Below are 598 nucleotides of genomic sequence, written 5' to 3'. Positions count from 1 at the left end.
GTGTCGGTGGTCAACGCGCTCTCCGAGCATCTCGACCTCAAGATCTGGCGCGACGGCAAGGAGCACTTCATGCGCTTCCGCATGGGCGATGCCGAGGCGCCGCTGAAGGTGGTCGACGACGCCCACGGCAAGCGCGGCACAGAGGTCACCTTCCTGCCGTCGCCGACGATCTTCACCAAGACGGTGTTCGACTACGCGACGCTGGAGCACCGCCTGCGCGAGCTGGCTTTCCTCAATTCCGGCGTGCGGCTGATCCTGACCGATCTGCGCGGCGTCGAGCCGAAGCAGAACGAGTTCCACTACGAGGGCGGTATCGAGGCTTTCGTGCGCTATCTCGACCGCTCCAAGAACGCGCTGCACGAGCCGCCGATCGTGGTGACCGGCGAGAAGGACGGCATCACCGTCGAAGTGGCGATGGAATGGACCGACGCCTATCACGAGACGATGCTGTGCTTCACCAACAACATCCCGCAGCGCGATGGCGGCACGCATCTGGCCGGATATCGCGGCGCGCTGACCCGGCAGATCAACCGCTATGCCGAGGAAAGCGGCATCGCCAAGAAGGAGAAGGTGGAGCTGACCGGCGACGACGTGCGCG

General features: G+C 64.7%; 1 pseudogene. It reads left to right on the top strand.

Annotated elements, in window-relative coordinates:
* Nucleotides 1-598, top strand: a pseudogene (gene gyrB / locus ACMUOY_RS20580) (DNA gyrase subunit B); the annotation flags it as partial.

The organism is Candidatus Skiveiella danica, from assembly GCF_022705245.1.
In the GTDB taxonomy this organism is placed as follows: domain Bacteria; phylum Pseudomonadota; class Gammaproteobacteria; order Burkholderiales; family Burkholderiaceae_C; genus Skiveiella; species Skiveiella danica.
This window is presented reverse-complemented; position numbering and strand designations above follow the sequence as displayed.